Origin of the sequence: Enterobacter cloacae complex sp. 302F9 (assembly GCF_050030335.1) — a bacterium.
Classification (GTDB): Bacteria; Pseudomonadota; Gammaproteobacteria; order Enterobacterales; family Enterobacteriaceae; genus Enterobacter; species Enterobacter hormaechei_C.
In genome coordinates this window covers 563298-578899 of sequence record NZ_JBLGUC010000001.1, presented here as the reverse complement: position 1 = coordinate 578899, position 15602 = coordinate 563298, and the positions used below count along the sequence as shown (strand labels likewise).

Sequence of the window (15602 nt, the reverse complement as noted above, 5' to 3'; positions counted from 1 at the left end):
ACCCCAATTACGCTTTTTTACGCGAGTTTTTTTTACCGCTGCTGGCCGCGCGTTCGGCTTTAATCCTTTCCAGCAGGGCGGCAGCGCTGTTTTCTCCGCTGATAAGACTTGGGTTGTCAGCACGCCACTGGGCGGTAAGCTCGCCGCGGAAGGCCTTCGCCAGGATTGACTGGGTGAGGCTGTTGACGCGGGTCAGGGCGTTGTTGACCTGCTTTTCGATGGTGTCGGCGTAAGCGAAGAGTTGTTCGACGCGGCGGACGATTTCGTGTTGTTCGGGTAAAGGAGGGAGGGCAAAAGGAATATCGTTTAATACAGATAAACTAAGAAAAGGCTGCGCTCCTCCCTTTGTCTGCTCATTGAATATTCTATTTCTTTGAGAATCAAAGAAAATCTTTAGATAAGTTGGTGTTATCAGTTTGGATTTTTTTATTATCGCGATGTTTTTAAAACTGAACTCAATGTCGCTGTCTATTAAAACATTGTTCCCTGTTCCAGCCCCGATGTTAACAACAAGAAGATCACCTACTTCTGGGGCACATTTAAAATAAAGTTCTTTATGGTCTTTTTCTGAAATAAATCTTTCCTCAGAAAAATCGAGCTTACCTTTTGTTAGGTCTTTAGCCATAATGTATGGGTAGCCTTCACTTAACACTTTAGGAGTGTTATGAGCTCCATCTGTTATTTTTAAACTGATATGACCCAGTCTGTACCATTGCCAACTTTTTGGTATCAAAAATGGTATCTTTGCAGGGTATGGTTCTTTCGATAATTTACTGTTTTTTATCTTCTTTTCTATCCGTTCTTTTTCGACAATACCCGCGATTTCTTGAACTAGATTAGTAGGAAAATTATTGCGGTATTCTGATGTTAGCTCACCTGTTATCGCGAGTTTCATCACCGCCTGACGAAAACGTTTCAGGATTTGTGGGATTTGCTCAAGACGTGCCTTGGTACTGTCTACCTGCGCCAGAAGTGTATCGAGTTTTTCGGCGATGATTTTTTGTTCATAGACAGACGCTAACGGTAAATTTAATTTTTTAAGTTTGGAACCATTGACATTTGGCTGCCCAATCCCTGCACTAAACTCCGTTATTTGACTCCAGTACGTAGGCGATCGGAAAAAATAAGAAAGATAATGGCTACTTATTTTTTTGTTACATCTAACTCTTATTAAATAAGATGCAAATACAGTGTTCGATATATCTTCATTAATTAAGAAACTTTTACCAACAGTAGCCCCTGTTCGTGCGAATACAAGATCGCCGTTACAAAGTAAATATTTATCTTTTTGATTATCCTCAATCTTACAAAAGGGTACTGAGTTCCAGTCCACTTTATTATCTTGAATATCGGTTATACGCAGCATTTTAGGACCGATATTTTCAGATGTTGATGAAGCGGTATAACCATAATTAATATCAGTAGCGATCTCATCCAGTTGGGGGCTAACCCACCCCTCCGGAAATTTCCCCGTACTCATTCCTTCACCTCACCAAATTCAGCATTCAGCAACTGACGTTGCTTATCGGCTTCCTCGTCAGCCCCCAGCTCGCGCATCAGCGCATCCAGTTCGCCCAGCGCCTGCACCAGCTCACCCATCGCCTCTGCCGCCAGCACATCCGGCTCCGGCAAGCTGTCGGCGTCGATGCTGTCCTTATCCTTCAGCCAGGAGATATCCAGTGAATCGGATTTCGCCGTGCGGATCCACTCGCGGCTGAACTTGCGCCAGCGGCTGGTGGCCTGGTGCTGATCGGCGTTTTTGTTCTCTTCACTGTCAGCGACTTCGCTCTCTTCAGCGTTAAAGCTCCACTCACCCTCGGTAGTCGATAACGCACCGGCTATGTCACTGGCTGGATTAGAGTCGATGTAATCGTTCTGTACGGCATAACGCATAATAGCCGTGACGCGCTGTTGCAGGCGCTGAGCGACGTCGTGTTTACCACTGGCATCAACTTTTTTAATCGGGGCTAATAGGTGGCTGGTTTTGAGCTGGCGAATGTCGGACGAACCGATATGAGGGAAGATATAAAGCTCAAGATAGCGTAGAACGCGCGATCGATGGTCTTCACTCCAGCGCTTGTTACTGGAATGCCATTCACGAGCGATAGTTTCGAAAGTATATGCCCCCGAATTCTCGGCCTGAGTTTCTTTCTGTTCGGCTTTAGGGTCAATGCCCTGCACTAGCAACTTTTTAGCTTCATCGCGCTTTGCTCTTGCCTGAGCAAGCGTCACTGTAGGCCAAACACCAAAAGCGAGGCGATCCTCTTTTTTGTCAGAGGGGCGTCTGTATTTCATGCGCCAGTATTTAGAACCTTTGGCTGAAACCTCAAGATACAAACCGCCGCCATCGGCCATTTTGTAGGTTTTGTCTTTTGGCTTTGCGGTCTCGACCTGTCTGGCGTTGAGCTTCATTTGGGGGCACATTTCTAATCGAAGTTAAGATGCCCCCAATTATGCCCCCAATGACATCCGGATTTCAACGGACAACCTCGGACGACACAGGACGTAAAAATCGCTTCAAGCATTGATTTTTAAAGGATAATTGGACTTTCTCGGATGGTCTTGGAAGTACTAATGGTGCCGAAGGCCGGACTCGAACCGGCACGTATTTCTACGGTTGATTTTGAATCAACTGCGTCTACCGATTTCGCCACTTCGGCACTGAAGGGGATGCGGAAACGTTGTGGATTATACCTGTCGCGCGCCGCCATGCAAGCGACGACGCGCTAAACCCGCGCTAAGTGCCCAAAAAACCAGCGCTACCGTCACTCCAGCTCAGACACCGCCAGCCGAATCACCCCCGCCGCCTTCTGCTCCGGCAGCGCCAGCACCTTCGCCCACATCTCCTGCACCATATCGCAGGAGAGCTTCTCTTTACCCACCGCCTTCTCCGGCATCTGCAACAGCTGGATATCCTCGCCGTACTTATCGGCTAGTTGTTTCATAATCGGCCGGACATCCTCGACAGCCGCCTCGCGTTCGGCTTGCGTCACGGTGTGGTGGTTTTTACCGTAGGCCGCGCGCATCATGTCGGCGTCGGCCTGCATTCGCCGCGTCATCAGGTCTTTATCCAGCATGCGCATCGGATTCACGCCGCCCTTCACCATCGGGTAGAGGAAGCGGAAGCAGGCGTCGTCGCTCACCTTCTGGATGGCGGCAGTCTGCTCCATGTTGATGGTCATGTAGTTCACCACGTTGGCGTCCGGCGCGTTTTGCAGGCGCGACATCTGCAAATGCAGGATCTGCGGCTGGATGGTGTCGATAATCTGCTGCTCCGGCTCGCCCGCTTTTTGCAGGGCTGCCATCTGGTCGAGGATGCGCTGATGCAGCGCGGGCTCCTGCTCCTTAATCACCTGCCAGGCAGGCATCGCGTTAAGGGTGGTATCAATCTGCGCTTCCGGAGGGCGTTGCCTGTCAAAGAACACCCAGAACGCCACGGCGGCGGCCGCGACAATAACAACGACCGTACTGATCCACGTTTTTTTCATCTCGCATCCTTATCCTTGAGTTGTGCCGGTTTACACCGGCACGCCGCTGTGGAAGCGAAACTCGTGGTCCGGTGTCGAGATAAGTGTGGCTTCAATTTCGCCAAAAAGCTGTATGCGCGGTGAGATATCGTCGTCGCTCACCTGCTGGGCCAGCGTCAGGTAGTCCTGATAATGGCGCGCTTCCGAGCGCAGCAGCGAGAGATAGAACTTCTGTAAGTCATCGTCGAGGAACGGGGCCAGCGCGGCGAAGCGTTCGCAGGAACGGGCTTCGATGTAGGCGCCGCAGATGAGCTTGTCGATCAGCGTCAGCGGTTCGTGGGTGCGCACTTCCTTCAGCATCCCTTTGGCGTAGCGGCTGGCGGTGATTTTGACGTACGGAATATCGCGGGCCAGCATCGCCTCACGCACCTGCCAGAAGTGGTGCAGCTCCTCTTTAATCAGCAGCACCATGCTGTCGATGAGCGTCTGGCCCCACGGGTCGTCGGTTTTGGGCATCACGCTTTTGCCAATCTGCCTGTGCAGGGCGATGAAGTCCGGCTCCGGGCCGTCGCGGAAGGTGAACTGTTCGTAGGGTTTGAGCCAGTCGAGCAGCGCGTCGGCACCGCTTTCGTCGGCGACGTATTTACGCACCAGCAGCAGCGCGGTCTGGGCGGCCTTGAGCTCGCACACCATGTGGTCGGTGAGCAGCAGCGGCAGGTTCGCCGGGTCGCGGGCTTTATCAATCCATGCTTGCGGGGTCGGGCACTGGAGGAAGTTAAGTACGGGGGCGAGTATCTGCGGGTAATCCATGGTTCTGCCTTGAAAAAGCGGGGGCGCGCGCCACCGCCTGAAACGCTTAGTGACGCACGCCGTCGTCGTCTTCGTCGACGTAATCTTCGTCGTCGCCTTCTTCGCCGTCTTCACCGTTCGGATCTTCGAAGTAGGTTCCCCAGCCGTCGTACTCCACTTCAAACTTCTCGGCCAGGTTCATCAGCTGTTCTACCTGCGCGTCGATCAGCTCCGCCTTCAGCGCGCCTTCGCTCAGGATGTCGCAGCAGATGACGGTGTCGCCCTCTTCCACTTCCAGCTCTTCCGGCTCGGTCACTTCGTAACCCAGCTTGAAGGCTTCCACGGCCATTTTTTCCAGCGCTTCAAAGTCGTCCGCAGAGAAATGGTGTTCGATGGTGTACAGCGCGTCCGGATCGCTACCGTCTTCCAGCAGTTCTTCAATAATCAGACGCGTCTCTTCGCGTTGCTCTTCCAGTAATTCCGGGTTTGCCATGGGTCAATCCTCTTTAAAGTGCGGCAGATACTTCTATTTTCACACACGGACGGGTTTGCCTCCACCTTTGTTGGAAAGATTTGTGAAACGGGGTTGCAAATGAATAATTACACATATAAAGTGAATTTTAATTCAATAAGTGGCGTTCGCCATGCGAGGATAAAATGTCTGATCTGTACAAGAAACACTTTCTGAAATTGCTCGATTTTACCCCTGCACAGTTCACTTCTCTGCTGACCCTTGCCGCACAGCTCAAAGCCGATAAAAAAAATGGCAAGGAAGTACAAAAGCTTACCGGTAAAAACATCGCGCTCATCTTCGAAAAAGACTCGACCCGTACACGTTGCTCTTTCGAAGTTGCCGCATTTGACCAGGGCGCGCGCGTTACCTATTTAGGGCCGAGCGGCAGCCAGATTGGGCATAAAGAGTCAATTAAGGATACCGCACGGGTGCTCGGGCGGATGTACGACGGCATTCAGTACCGCGGCCACGGCCAGGAAGTCGTCGAGACGCTGGCGCAGTATGCTGGCGTGCCGGTGTGGAACGGGCTGACCAACGAGTTCCACCCAACGCAGCTGCTGGCTGACCTGCTGACCATGCAGGAGTACCTGCCGGGCAAGGCGTTTAACGAGATGACGCTGGTCTACGCGGGCGACGCGCGCAACAACATGGGCAACTCGATGCTGGAAGCGGCGGCGCTGACCGGGCTGGATCTACGCCTGGTGGCCCCGAAGGCCTGTTGGCCGGAAGAGAGCCTGGTGGCAGAGTGCAGCGCGCTGGCGGAAAAGCACGGCGGGAAAATCACCCTGACGGAAGACGTGGCGGCGGGCGTGAAGGGCGCGGACTTTATCTATACCGACGTGTGGGTGTCGATGGGCGAAGCCAAAGAGAAGTGGGCGGAGCGAATTGCGCTGCTGCGTGGGTATCAGGTAAACGCGCAGATGATGGCGCTGACCGGCAACCCGGACGTGAAGTTCCTGCACTGTTTGCCGGCGTTCCACGACGACCAGACCACGCTCGGCAAGCAGATGGCGAAGGAGTTCGATCTGCACGGCGGGATGGAGGTAACGGACGAGGTGTTTGAGTCGGCGGCGAGCATCGTGTTTGACCAGGCGGAAAACCGGATGCATACGATTAAGGCGGTGATGGTGGCGACGCTTGGGGGTTGAGTCCTCTGCGCGTTGGTGCCCTCACCCCGGCCCTCTCCCACAGGGAGAGGGAGAAAACCCAGCCCGTAGGCCCGTGCAAGCGCAGCGCCGCCGGGCAAATCAGGCGACGATGCGGCTGATGTCCTTTCTCCCACAACCCGCTCTACTCAATTGATTTTTCACCCCGAAAAAGGTACGTTTTCGCCTTAATTCCAGCGTGGACATACCAGCATTATGCCGATTATTCAGTCTGTTGAACGTGCGTTGCAGATCCTCGACCTGTTCAACGAGCAGGCCACCGAGCTTAAGATCACCGACATCAGCAAACTGATGGGGCTGAGCAAGAGTACCCTCCACTCGCTGCTGAAAACCCTCCAGCTTCACGGCTATATCGATCAGAACCCGGAGAACGGTAAGTATCGCCTCGGCATGAAGCTGGTCGAACGCGGGCATTTTGTCGTGGGCTCTATCGATATTCGTCAGAAGGCGAAAGGCTGGCTGACGGAGCTGTCCCGGCGAACCGGGCAGACTACCCATCTGGGGATCCTGGACGGGCGTGAAGGGGTCTATATCGAGAAGATTGAAGGCAAGCTCGCTGCCATCGCCTATTCGCGCATCGGCCGCCGCCTGCCGGTTCACGCCACCGCCATCGGCAAAGTGTTGATTGCCTGGCTGGGCGAGGCCGAGCTGAACGCCCTGCTGGAGGGCTATCAGTACACCACCTATACCCCTTCTACCCTTGCCTCTCGCGAAGCCTTAATGAGTGCCCTGGCGCAGACCCGCGAGCAGGGCTATGCCCTGGATAGCGAAGAGAACGAGCAGGGCGTGCGCTGCGTGGCGGTGCCGGTGTGGAACCACGAGTCCCGCGTGATTGCCGCCCTGAGCCTGTCGACGCTGACCTCCCGCGTGGACGACGCCGAGCTGGCTAATTTCCGCGAGCAGCTTCAGCAGGCCGGGCTCCAGCTCTCACGCGCGCTGGGCTACCCGGCCTGAGCCGTCAGGCCGGCTCGTAGGTGAAGTAGTCGAAGTCCGCGTGGCAGCCATCGCCGCTGATGTCCTCGCAGTGCAGCCCCACAAACGCGCCGGTGAAGAAGCCGCGCCCGCCGATATAGTCGTCCGACAGCTTCCACGCCTCATACGTTACCGGCACGGCGTGCCACGTCTCGCCGTCGAACGAGTAGCTGTAGCGGTAGACCAGCCTATCCACATCCACCCGCAGCCAGACGCTCTCAGCCTGTTCCGGCACCGGAATCGGCTGCTCGTGCAGCGGCCACGACGGCACGTTGTGGTCAAGCTGGATCACCTTAATCGTTCTGCCCTGCCCCTCCTCGTAATCCACAAAGCAGTAGCTCCAGTTTTTGCTGTTGTAGTAGCAGGTCAGCCCCGCGCTCTGCTGGAAGTGGACCGGCGAGAACTGCATCCGCGTCTCGGCCCGGAAGATGAAGTGCTGCCAGCGGCGCGCCACGGTCGACTGGGTAAAGGTCGAGTTGAGCGAGTCGTTGCCGTAGAGCCGTAAATAGCCGGGGCGCGCGGTGAGCGAGCCGAGGGTGTCGTCGAACGGAATGCGCAGAGTCTGTAATTCAGGGTCAAGCGAACTGGCGTCGAAATCATCCCGCCAGCTACCCTGAACGGCGGCGGGCTGCTCCGCCATCTGCGGGCCTTTCACGGTCAGCTGCGCGTGCCTGCCGCCCTCCACGTACGGCCAGCCGTCGCGCCATTCAATGCGGGCGATGCCGGTCTCGCGCCCCAGCGGACAGTAGCCGCGTCCGCCGGAGGCCAGCAGCGGCACGCCGGGCAGGCGCAGCGGGCGGCTGGTAAGGTAGGCCATATACCACTCCCCGGTGTGGGTTTGCAGCAGCGAGCCGTGGCCGCTCTTTTGCAGCGGGTTCTCCGGCAGGTGCCAGCTGGTCATCATCGTCACGTCCGGGTGCAGCTCGTACGGCCCGTCGATATTTTTGGAACGCAGCACCACGACGGCGTGCTCGTAGCTGGTGCCCCCTTCGGCAACCATCAGGTAGTACCATCCCGCGTGGCGATAAAGATGCGCCCCTTCGGTGTAGCAGAGCGGCGTGCCGGTAAACAGCGTTTTGCGCTCGGGCGAGAGCGTGCCGGTCTGCGGGTCAAACTCCTGCATCACGATGGTGTTGTGCGGGTTGCTGTGATGGCGCGGCCCCCACGGGCGGTAGAGGTAGTATTTGCGGCCATCGTCGTCGTGGAACAGGGACGGATCGAACCCGCCGTTACCCATCGGGATCGGCTCGCTCCATGGCCCCTCAATGGACGGCGCGGTGACGAGGAAGTTGCGGCCATTTTTCCACGGCGAATCGACAATCTTCACGTCGGTATAGAGCAGCCAGAATTTGCCGTCGGCGTAGCTCAGGCACGGTGCCCAGATACCGCCGGAGTCCGGGTTGCCCTTCATATCCAGCATCGACACGCGGTCCAGCGGCGTGCTGACCAGCGACCAGTTTCTCAGGTCGCGGGAGTGATAGATGCGCACGCCCGGGAACCACTCGAAGGTCGAGGTGGCGATGTAGTAGTCCTCGCCCTGGCGGCACAGGGACGGGTCCGGGTTGAAGCCGGTGAGTATCGGGTTAGTGATTTCCATGTTGCCTCCGGTTAATGGGATACGGCTGTCGCGGCGTCGGGAATGGCCTCGCCCTGCGCCGCGCGGTGCTTGATCAGCTGCTGGCTGATGGCCTCCACGCGGGCGTCGGTGAGCTTATAAAACGACAGCATGATGAACATGCCCGCATAGAGCACCACGGGCACCACGCAGAACAGAATTTTGATGGTGGTGAGCACCTCGACCGGCTGCACGCTGCTGCTGGCGGAGTAGTTCACGTACGCCAGGATCCAGCCCACCACCGCCCCGCCAATCGCCAGGCCAATCTTCAGGCTGAACAGGTAGGTGGAGAACACCAGCCCGTCCAGGCGTCGCCCGCTGCGGCTTTCTTCGTAATCCACCACGTCAGAGGCCATCAGCCACTGTAGCGGCGTGGTGGTGTTAAAGACGAACAGGAACAGGATGTTGAGGGCGAACATCAGGGCAATATGCTCCGCCGGCGTGAAGAAGATCAGCAGGCTAATCAGAGAGTAAGCGACGATGATCCACTTAAAGGCGGTAACGCGGTCGAAGCGGCCCAGCAGGCGGGACGAGCAGAGCGATCCGAACATGGTGGCGAGGCTGCCGTAGAGTAAAAACTGCGTCGCCATCTCCGGGTGATCCATCACGTATTTGACGAAGTAGAGCGTCGCCCCGCCGCGCACCACGTTGGAGCAGGTCGCCATCATCTTGAAGGCGCACATGATCCGCCACTGGCCGTTGCCCAGCAGCAGCTTAAGATCTTTCGCCACCGACGAGCCAGGCTGCATTTCAAAGGTGTAGCGCTCTTTGGTGGTGAAGAAGCAGACATAAAGCAGGACCACGCCGCTCAGACCCAGCACGCACATGGCGCCGAAATAGCCCACCTGCTCGTTCCCTTTGCCGATGATGCTGACCAGCGGCAGCGCGATGCCGCTGATGGCGAGCGACCCCGCGGCGGCGAGGAAGAAACGCCAGGACTGAAGGGCATGACGCTCTTTCGGGTCGGCGGTGATCACCCCCGGCATGGCACAGTACGGGACGTTAACGAAGGTGTAGACCAGAGTCAGCAGAATGTAGGTCACGCAGGCGTAGATGATTTTGCCCTGCGCGGAGAAGTCCGGCGTGTAGAAGGTCAGCATGCAGACGATGCCAAACGGGATGGCGCCCCACAGCAGGAACGGGCGGAACTGGCCGTAGCGGGTGCGGGTGCGGTCTACCAGCAGTCCCATCAGCGGATCGGTCACGGCGTCGAGCACGCGGGAAACTAAAAACAGCGTCCCCATTATGCCCGCGGAGAGACCGAACACGTCGGTGTAGAAATAGGCCAGCAGGAACATCGTGGCCTGCCAGACGAAGCCGCAGGCGGTATCACCCAGCCCGTAGCCAATTTTGTCTTTCATGGTTAATTGCGTCATCAGAATTACACCCTTATGTAGTGTGCTGAATTACAACATCGTGTTAATGGAGTGTAATGAGATGCTCAATTAACCAGCAATGGTCATATCTTATTTCTGAATTACGTTATTTCGCTTTTGTGACGCCAACGATATATCACAAGTCATTGTTTAAATTAGAAAATTAAAGACAAGCAAAAACCGTCCGCGGAATATTTTCCGCAGACGACTTTCTCTCAAAAAATAATTAAAGGCCGAGTGCTTTTTTACCGGCGTTAATTACCTCAATGATTTTATCGGTGTCATAAATACAGCCTTTCCAGGCGCCGCCGCTCACGGACTGTAATGCCGCCCACAGCCGGGTATCGTCCGGCAAAAAGTCGTGAGCGTGCAGGTCCGGGTGCGTCTGCCGCCGCGCCAGCTCGCGCGCCCCCTCTTCCGGCGTCAGCGGGTTGTCCGCGGTACCGATGAAGTTCACGCTACCGGTCAGAGTCAGGCGGTCCACGGCAATCTCAATGATGTCGTTATCGCGCAGCTTACCAATCGGCCCTCCCGCCAGCGCCTCCGGCGATACGTGGCCGAAGCAGGCCCCCGTCGACACGCCCGAGAAGCGCGCATCGGTGATGAGCGACACCGTTTTGCCCCACGAGATATGCTTCAGCGCGGAGGTAAGCTGGTAGGTCTCTTCCATGCCGGTGCCGGACGGGCCACCGCCGATCACCACCATGATATCGCCCTGCGCAATCTCTTCTCGCTTGATGGCCTTAATCGCCTGCGCCTCCGAGACAAACACCCGTACCCGGCCAGTGTGGCGGTAAACGCCATCTTCACCCACCACCGACGGGTCGATCGCCGTGGCCTTGATCACCGATCCTTCCGGCGCGATGTTGCCCGTCGGGAAGCAGACCGTCGAGGTCAGCCCTTTCGCTTTTGCCTTCTCCGGCGGCAGGATCACGTCATCCGGCTCCACGCCGTCCTGCTCGCGCAGGCACTGGCGGAAGCGCTTACGGCGCTCGGACGTCTGCCACCAGTCGAGGTTCTCGCCCACCGTCTGGCCGGTGACGGTCATGGCGTCCAGATGCAGCAGGCCGAGATCGCGCAGGTGGAGCATCACCTCCGGCACGCCGCCCGCGAGGAAGGCGCGCACGGTCGGGTGATAGTCCGGGCCGTTGGGCAGCACGCTTACCAGGCGAGGCACCCTGCGGTTGACGCGCGTCCAGTGTTCAACGTCCGGGATCGTGCAGCCCGCCGCGTGGGCGATGGCTGGAATGTGCAGCAGTAAATTAGTGGAGCCGCCGAACGCCGCGTGGATCACCATCGCGTTTTCGATGGCTTTGTCGGTGAGGATATCGCGCGTGGTGATGCCACGGTTATCCAGTTCACTGACCGCGCGTGCCGACTGGCGGGCGATCTCCAGCCACACCGCCTGCCCGGACGGCGCCAGTGCAGAGTGCGGCAGCGCCAGACCCAGCGCCTCCGCCACTACCTGCGAGGTGCCCGCCGTACCGAGGAACTGACACCCGCCGCCCGGCGACGCGCAGGCGCGACAGCCCAGCTCGGCGGCCTCCTGCAAGGAGAGCTCATGGTTGGCGAAGCGCGCGCCGATGGTCTGCACTTTGCCCGCATCTTCCCCCACGGTGGGCGGCAGCGTCGCCCCGCCCGGCACCAGAATGGTCGGCAGATCGTGCATGGAAGCCAGCGCAATCATGGTGGCGGGCAGCCCTTTATCGCAGGTTGCCACGCCGATCACCGCCCGGCGCGTCGGCAGGGAGCGGATCAGGCGGCGAAACACGATCGCCGCGTCGTTGCGGTACGGCAGGGAATCGAACATGCCGTGCGTGCCCTGCGAGCGACCGTCGCACGGATCGCTGACGAAGGCGGCGAACGGGATCCCGCCGTTGCGGGTGATCTCCTTCGCCGCCGCCTGCATCTGCATGCCGATCTCCCAGTGCCCGGTGTGGTAGCCCAGCGCGACCGGGCGTCCGTCTCCGGCGCGGATGCCGCCCTGGGTGCCGATGATCAGCACCTCTTTGCCGGTGAGCTTGTTGGCATCCCAGCCCATCCCGGCGTTCTGCGTCATACCGAACAGGTTGCCGCTGGGGGATTCCATCAGCATCTGCGGGGTCAGCGGCAGCGTGCCCTGCGGCCCCGCCGCGTGGGTGATCACCGCATAAAACGCATCGTCCTGTGGGGTGAAAATTTTCTCAATGGTCATCGTTATCGTCCGGCTCAGCAGAGTTTGAGCTGTTGTAACAGGGTTTTCAGCTGCGCCTTGCGCGGCTCGTCCAGCGGCGAGGCTGGCGGCAGGACGTGCGTAGAAATCGGACGACCGCAGAGCACGATCGCCTCTTTAATGACGTTCACAAACGGCGTATCCAGCTGATACATCTGCGGGATTTGCAGCAGGGTCTGATGATACTCAGCCGCTTTCGCCACGTCGTTATCCCGCCAGGCTTTCAGAAGATTTACCGACACCTGTGGGGCAAAGTTGCCGCTGGCCGAGATCGCCCCGTCGCCGCCGAGCAGCAGGGTATTAAACAGATGATCGTCGTAGCCGCACAGCACCGTGAAATGAGGATGGGCGCCTTTAACGGTGTGGATCATGCTGCGCAGGTGAGCGACGGAGTCGATGGTGTCTTTAATGCCGACGATGTTACTGCGCGAGTCGGCGAGGGTTTTCACCAGCGCCGGGGTCAGATCCTGCCCGGTCAGCGCCGGGAAGTTATAGAGCATCACCGGCAGCGTGACGCTGTCGGCCACCTGCTCGAAATAGCGGATCAGGTTCGCTTCCGATACTTTCCAGTAGTAGGGGTTGATCACCACGATGCCGTCCGCGCCCGCCTGCTGCGCGTGCTGGCTCAGCTCAATGGTTTCCCGGGCGTTGGTGCCGCCGGTGCCGATCAGAACCGGCACGCGACGATCGACATGATCGATCGCAAACCGGGCAATGGTTTTACGCTCTTCGGCGCTGAGCTGGGAGAACTCGCCGCCGCTGCCCAGGAAAAACAGGCCGTCGACGCCCGCAGCAATCAGATCGTCGATCAGCGCGGCGGTACCCGGTTTATCGAGCTGGCCATCGGCGGTAAAAATGGTGGAGACAGGGGGAATGATACCCGTGAACAACGCGGACTGCGGCATGAGATCTCCTTGCTGAAACATTTTGTTCTACATTATAGAACGGCGTTCATTAATTTAACGATAATACTATGACGCAGAAAAAGCGCAGGTAAATGGGAAGGGATGAGGGAGTGCGGGAAGTTTAAGCTGGATCACATTATGCGTGGGTGCGGTCTGGTGCCCTCACCCTAACCCTCTCCCAAGGGGAGAGGGAACTTTTACACCCTCTCCCCTTGGGAGAGGGCCGGGGTGAGGGGTTACTCTACCAGCATCTTCACCACAACCTTACGCACCTGCGCCGGCGCTCCCGCCGCGCACAGCGGCTTATGCACTTCGCCCGGCCAGAACACCACAAAATCCCCTTCGCTCAGCACCACGGTTTTCTCCTGCTCGCCTTCCGGCAGGAACGCGATGTCTTTGTCCGCCAGCCAGTCGGTGTCCGGCGTACCGTGCGGCAGGGTACTGAAGGTCATCCCTTCCTGACCTTTTAGCACAATCTGAATATCCAGATAGCGTGCATGGTATTCAGCGCGACGCTCGGCGAACGGCTGGGTCATGTCCTCCGAAACCAGATAAAACAGGCTGTTGCCATCGATGTCGTGCTTACCGGTCGGCGTTGCGTCGGTGACGTGGGCCTTAACGTGCTCAATGGCCTGGCGCAGCTCTTCTGGCAACCAGGACTGGAGATGATGAATATTGCCAATAATCATGATACAACCCTCATATTAAAACATTGTTTCATTTTCATGTTTTATACGAGAATTGCCTCTTCCATACCAGCCCTTTTTAGACAAGATTTGCGTCAGCGCATGTTTATCGGAAAATGTGTTAATCCATTGTTAATTGCACACAGGCATTTATGCAGTGGTTATGCATAACCTCATTTCATGCGCTTTGCACATAGGATCTAACTCACTGAATTTACAACGTAACTCACAAAACCTGTTGGCATATCACACTTTATCACTTTGGTTATTTCCTTTAAAAATCCATAATTATTTATTGATTTCTCTTAAGTGAAAAATAGTTAACTGTCATTATTGCATAGCTATTCCCGTGACAACATTTTATCCATTAAAATCAACAATATAACTAAATATTTCAAAGCGTGCGATTCTACAAAATAATAACAACTTCAAATATTGCCACCCGTTCCTGCTTAGCTATTCATCCCTTAATAATATGAAATTAATCATTATCTGATACGAATCATGCAATTGAAAATAAACTGCTCAATATCGGTTTTCGCGTGAGCAATGTCACAATAACCATTATTTAAGCGCCTACTATAAATCACGAAATCAATTGAGCTTAGCCGCCATGAAATTAAACACATCACATGGCGCATGCCCTTTTTATTCTGAAAAACAGTTAAAGGAATAATTATGGAAAAGCATTACGTCGGTTCGGAAATTGGTCAATTGCGTAGCGTTATGCTGCACCGTCCTAATTTAAGTCTGAAACGGTTAACCCCCTCAAACTGTCAGGAGCTGCTATTTGATGACGTGCTCTCGGTTGAACGGGCGGGTGAAGAGCATGACATCTTCGCAAACACGCTGCGCGAGCAGGGTGTGGAAGTCCTGCTGTTGACCGACCTTCTTACGCAAACGCTTGATATTGCTGAAGCAAAAGCCTGGCTTCTTGAAACACAAATCTCCGACTATCGTCTGGGACCAACCTTTGCCGCCGACGTGCGCGGCTGGCTGGCGGATATGCCGCACCGCGAACTGGCGCGCAGATTAAGCGGCGGATTAACCTACGGTGAAATTCCGGCGGCCATTAAAAATATGGTGGTCGATACCCACACGGCGAATGATTTTATTATGAAGCCGCTGCCTAACCACTTATTTACCCGCGATACCTCCTGCTGGATATATAACGGCGTCTCCATTAATCCGATGGCGAAACCCGCCCGCCAGCGTGAAACCAATAACCTGCGGGCAATATATCGCTGGCACCCCGCATTTGCCGACGGCGAGTTTATTAAGTATTTCGGCGACGAGAATATTAATTACGACCACGCCACATTAGAAGGCGGCGACGTATTAGTGATTGGTCGCGGGGCGGTACTGATCGGCATGTCCGAGCGCACGACGCCGCAGGGCGTGGAGTTCCTCGCCAACAGCCTGTTTAAACATCGCCAGGCCGAGCGCGTGATTGCCGTTGAGCTGCCGAAACACCGCTCCTGCATGCACCTCGACACCGTGATGACCCACATCGACGTGGACACCTTCTCCGTTTACCCGGAAGTGGTGCGCAAGGACGCCCAGTGCTGGACGCTCACCCCGGACGGACGCGGCGGCCTGCTGCGCACCCAGGAAACCGACCTGCTGCACGCCATCGAGAAAGCCCTCGGCATTAACCACGTCCGCCTGATCACCACCGGCGGCGACGCCTTTGAAGCCGAACGCGAGCAGTGGAACGACGCTAACAACGTCCTGACCCTCCGCCCGGGCGTGGTGATCGGCTACGAGCGCAACGTCTGGACCAACGAGAAGTACGACAAAGCAGGCATCACCGTGCTGCCGATCCCGGGCGACGAGCTGGGACGTGGTCGCGGCGGCGCGCGCTGCATGAGCTGCCCACTGGAACGCGACGGAATTTAAA

At 56.6% G+C, this 15602-nt stretch carries 13 protein-coding genes, 1 tRNA gene and 2 pseudogenes; 4 read left to right on the top strand and 12 right to left on the bottom strand.

Annotation, left to right across the window (positions count from 1 at the left end; all coding sequences use genetic code 11):
• Positions 1-7 precede the first annotated feature (7 nt).
• The 7 genes and pseudogenes from ACQG0T_RS02780 to rraB form a co-directional block, all read right to left on the bottom strand.
• A complete protein-coding gene (locus ACQG0T_RS02780; RefSeq protein ID WP_047718339.1) occupies positions 8-1480 on the bottom strand; it encodes a restriction endonuclease subunit S in 1473 nt (490 codons plus the stop codon).
• Positions 1477-1827, bottom strand: a pseudogene (locus tag ACQG0T_RS02775) (SAM-dependent methyltransferase); the annotation flags it as partial. The gene ACQG0T_RS02780 and the pseudogene ACQG0T_RS02775, both read right to left, overlap by 4 nt.
• Positions 1816-2412: pseudogene (locus tag ACQG0T_RS02770) on the bottom strand (tyrosine-type recombinase/integrase); the annotation flags it as partial. The pseudogenes ACQG0T_RS02775 and ACQG0T_RS02770, both read right to left, overlap by 12 nt.
• Before the next feature lie 163 nt (positions 2413-2575).
• Positions 2576-2660, bottom strand: a tRNA-Leu gene (locus ACQG0T_RS02765).
• 105 nt (positions 2661-2765) lie between these two features.
• Positions 2766-3488, bottom strand: coding sequence for a topoisomerase II (locus tag ACQG0T_RS02760; RefSeq protein WP_252052004.1), 723 nt, complete (start codon positions 3486-3488; stop codon positions 2766-2768).
• 30 nt (positions 3489-3518) lie between these two features.
• Entirely contained in the window at positions 3519-4277 is a 759-nt protein-coding gene (gene miaE, locus ACQG0T_RS02755; RefSeq protein WP_047732909.1) for a tRNA isopentenyl-2-thiomethyl-A-37 hydroxylase MiaE, read from the bottom strand.
• A 46-nt stretch (positions 4278-4323) separates the two neighbouring features.
• Positions 4324-4749 carry a ribonuclease E inhibitor RraB gene (gene rraB, locus ACQG0T_RS02750; RefSeq protein ID WP_017694625.1) on the bottom strand — a complete coding sequence of 142 codons (426 nt, stop codon included), beginning with the start codon at positions 4747-4749 and terminating at the stop codon, positions 4324-4326.
• A 99-nt stretch (positions 4750-4848) separates the two neighbouring features.
• Here rraB and argL point away from each other — a divergent pair, with 99 nt between their 5' ends.
• From argL to xynR, 3 genes are all read left to right on the top strand, one after another.
• Positions 4849-4944: a putative translational regulatory protein ArgL gene (gene argL, locus ACQG0T_RS02745; RefSeq protein ID WP_213083700.1), complete on the top strand. Its 96-nt coding sequence runs from the start codon at positions 4849-4851 to the stop codon at positions 4942-4944.
• A complete protein-coding gene (gene argF, locus ACQG0T_RS02740; protein ID WP_045330295.1) occupies positions 4914-5918 on the top strand; it encodes an ornithine carbamoyltransferase in 1005 nt (334 codons plus the stop codon). The genes argL and argF overlap by 31 nt, the downstream gene beginning before the upstream one ends.
• A gap of 213 nt (positions 5919-6131) precedes the next feature.
• Entirely contained in the window at positions 6132-6890 is a 759-nt protein-coding gene (gene xynR / locus ACQG0T_RS02735) for a DNA-binding transcriptional repressor XynR (RefSeq protein ID WP_045330298.1), read from the top strand.
• Positions 6891-6894: 4 nt separating this feature from the next.
• Here xynR and ACQG0T_RS02730 read toward each other — a convergent pair whose 3' ends face one another.
• From ACQG0T_RS02730 to ACQG0T_RS02710, 5 genes are all read right to left on the bottom strand, one after another.
• Complete coding sequence (locus ACQG0T_RS02730; RefSeq protein WP_213812389.1) at positions 6895-8505, bottom strand: glycoside hydrolase family 43 protein; 1611 nt, start codon at positions 8503-8505, stop codon at positions 6895-6897.
• A gap of 11 nt (positions 8506-8516) precedes the next feature.
• On the bottom strand, positions 8517-9899 hold the full coding sequence (locus ACQG0T_RS02725; protein WP_047735144.1) for an MFS transporter: 1383 nt from the start codon (positions 9897-9899) through the stop codon (positions 8517-8519).
• A gap of 226 nt (positions 9900-10125) precedes the next feature.
• Positions 10126-12093, bottom strand: a complete 1968-nt coding sequence (gene yagF, locus ACQG0T_RS02720) for a xylonate dehydratase YagF (RefSeq protein WP_032103158.1) — start codon at positions 12091-12093, stop codon at positions 10126-10128.
• Between the two features lie 14 nt (positions 12094-12107).
• Positions 12108-13016: a 2-keto-3-deoxygluconate aldolase gene (gene yagE, locus ACQG0T_RS02715; protein ID WP_023302991.1), complete on the bottom strand. Its 909-nt coding sequence runs from the start codon at positions 13014-13016 to the stop codon at positions 12108-12110.
• 236 nt (positions 13017-13252) lie between these two features.
• Positions 13253-13705, bottom strand: a complete 453-nt coding sequence (locus tag ACQG0T_RS02710) for a YhcH/YjgK/YiaL family protein (RefSeq protein WP_032103155.1) — start codon at positions 13703-13705, stop codon at positions 13253-13255.
• A gap of 675 nt (positions 13706-14380) precedes the next feature.
• On the opposite strand from ACQG0T_RS02710, the gene arcA reads away from it, so the two are divergent.
• On the top strand, positions 14381-15601 hold the full coding sequence (gene arcA / locus ACQG0T_RS02705) for an arginine deiminase (protein WP_017383903.1): 1221 nt from the start codon (positions 14381-14383) through the stop codon (positions 15599-15601).
• Position 15602: the final 1 nt, after the last annotated feature.

Bases quoted from the DNA above. Each gene is read 5' to 3' on its own strand.
- ACQG0T_RS02760 (WP_252052004.1), bottom strand. From the start codon at position 3,488: ATGAAAAAAACGTGGATCAGTACGGTCGTTGTTATTGTCGCGGCCGCC.
- ACQG0T_RS02710 (WP_032103155.1), bottom strand. From the start codon at position 13,705: ATGATTATTGGCAATATTCATCATCTCCAGTCCTGGTTGCCAGAAGAG.
- yagF (WP_032103158.1), bottom strand. From the start codon at position 12,093: ATGACCATTGAGAAAATTTTCACCCCACAGGACGATGCGTTTTATGCG.
- miaE (WP_047732909.1), bottom strand. From the start codon at position 4,277: ATGGATTACCCGCAGATACTCGCCCCCGTACTTAACTTCCTCCAGTGC.
- ACQG0T_RS02725 (WP_047735144.1), bottom strand. From the start codon at position 9,899: ATGACGCAATTAACCATGAAAGACAAAATTGGCTACGGGCTGGGTGAT.
- rraB (WP_017694625.1), bottom strand. From the start codon at position 4,749: ATGGCAAACCCGGAATTACTGGAAGAGCAACGCGAAGAGACGCGTCTG.
- argF (WP_045330295.1), top strand. From the start codon at position 4,914: ATGTCTGATCTGTACAAGAAACACTTTCTGAAATTGCTCGATTTTACC.
- arcA (WP_017383903.1), top strand. From the start codon at position 14,381: ATGGAAAAGCATTACGTCGGTTCGGAAATTGGTCAATTGCGTAGCGTT.
- yagE (WP_023302991.1), bottom strand. From the start codon at position 13,016: ATGCCGCAGTCCGCGTTGTTCACGGGTATCATTCCCCCTGTCTCCACC.
- ACQG0T_RS02730 (WP_213812389.1), bottom strand. From the start codon at position 8,505: ATGGAAATCACTAACCCGATACTCACCGGCTTCAACCCGGACCCGTCC.
- ACQG0T_RS02780 (WP_047718339.1), bottom strand. From the start codon at position 1,480: ATGAGTACGGGGAAATTTCCGGAGGGGTGGGTTAGCCCCCAACTGGAT.
- argL (WP_213083700.1), top strand. From the start codon at position 4,849: ATGAATAATTACACATATAAAGTGAATTTTAATTCAATAAGTGGCGTT.
- xynR (WP_045330298.1), top strand. From the start codon at position 6,132: ATGCCGATTATTCAGTCTGTTGAACGTGCGTTGCAGATCCTCGACCTG.